The organism is Exiguobacterium sp. s7 (assembly GCF_018618195.1).
Lineage (GTDB): Bacteria > Bacillota > Bacilli > Exiguobacteriales > Exiguobacteriaceae > Exiguobacterium > Exiguobacterium mexicanum_A.
In genome coordinates this window covers 1-1,685 of sequence record NZ_JACSLO010000034.1, presented here as the reverse complement: position 1 = coordinate 1,685, position 1,685 = coordinate 1, and the positions used below count along the sequence as shown (strand labels likewise).

Annotated in this window: 1 protein-coding gene; it reads right to left on the bottom strand. The window is 51.6% G+C overall.

Translation table 11 applies throughout. From position 1 onward, the window contains the following. Nucleotides 1-46 precede the first annotated feature (46 nt). Nucleotides 47-1,617 (bottom strand): IS3 family transposase gene (locus KNP79_RS15525; RefSeq protein ID WP_215192927.1). Its coding sequence is split into 2 segments (ribosomal slippage): nucleotides 47-978 and nucleotides 978-1,617, totalling 1,572 coding nucleotides; the frame shifts between segments, so codons are not numbered across the junction. Between the last annotated feature and the right edge of the window lie 68 nt (nucleotides 1,618-1,685).

Below are 1,685 nucleotides of genomic sequence, written 5' to 3'. Positions count from 1 at the left end.
TGAACTGCTCCCCGTCAAGTAGACAGGGCAAATAATGAAAACCATCCTAGGCGGCTTGAGCCCTGTATTCGACAGGGCTCAAGCCGCCTAGTCGTTTCTGGAGACGCTCGTGGTTGTAGAACGATATGTAGGCCTCGATGGCCGATGTGAGTTCGCTATAGGCCTGGAACTCACGCAAGTAGTACATTTCCACTTTCAAGGTGCCCCAAAAACTCTCGATCGGGCCGTTGTCGATACAGCGTCCGACCCGGGACATGCTGTGGGTCATTCCCGCGTCTTCCACCATGCGTTTGAACCCTCTCGAGGTATATTGGAACCCTCGGTCACTATGGATCATCGGACGTGCTCCTGTACGGAGCCCCGCGATGGCTGGCATCATCGTATGGAACACGAGCCCGTTGTTGTTGGACCTCCCGATACGATAGGCGACGATTGAGCCGTCATACAGGTCGATGATCGCGCTCAGATACGCCTTCTTCCCGTCACCGTATTTGAACTCGGTGACGTCGGTGCACCATTTCTCGTCCGGCCGGGACGCACGGAATTCGCGGTTCATCAGGTTCTCGGCCACATGCTGTGGCGTTGACTTCTTATGTCTCTTCCGCTTCCGGCGGATGATCGATTGGATCCCATGGATATGCATCAAGCGATAGATTCGCTTTTCATTGAACGTGGACAGGCTCTGTTGCCGGCGCAGCCGATTGATCGTCATCGTGATCCGACGGTACCCGTATGTGCCGTTCGCCTGGTCATAGAGTAAACGAATGTCCTCCAGAAGCTTCTCGTTCTCTTCTTGACGCACCGAAACGGTGCGATTCAACCATTTGTAATAGGCTGCCCGGGAGATGCCGGCGACCCGACAGAGGAGCACGATGGAAAGGGCCTCCTCTTCGTTCAATTCTTTGATGGCGACATATCGGTGCTGTAGGCGCACCTGGCTGATCACGACCTCCTCTCGATCTCCTCTAACTTTTTTAGGTACAGGTTGTCGGCACGAAGAAGTTCGTTCTCAAGCTCCATTTGCCGGATACGGCGTTTCAGCTTCTCTTCTTCACTTAGTTCGTCCTCTGGTTTGGTACGCCCACGGCGGTCTAGGAGCGCTTCTGCACCGTTCGTGTCATACTTCTTGGTCCAGCCATAGACCTGGGCATAGGACACCTGATATTGTTCTGCCGTCTGCTGGTAGTTGCGACCATTCTCCAAACAGTATTTCACGATCTCAAAGCGCTCTTCGAACGTAGTTTTTCTTCCTTTTGTCATAGCTAGACCCATCCCTTTTCTCGAATCTGTTAACTCGCTATGACTAGTATACTTCCTAATCCACCTGTGAAGAACAGACCAGTGACTGATTTGATGTTTGGAGAGGGCCTCCAGTTTAGTGAGACCACCGAGATAGTCACGGACGGCCGCGATTTTCTGTTCCTTGGTGTAGGGCTTCCATGTCCTCGATTGCTTCAAGGCGTCGATCCCACCGGTATCGAATTTCACTTTCCACAACTGAAGGGTATCCTTCGAGACATCATGAGCCTCCTCGATTTCCTTCCAGGTATATGTTTCTTCCTCCATCATACGTAGTGCACTCAGCTTTTGTTCGATCGAATGCCGACTTTTCGACATAAAAAACACTCCCCAATCAGATAAACAGATTTGTTATTTCATCTGTCTACCTATTGGGGAGCATATCA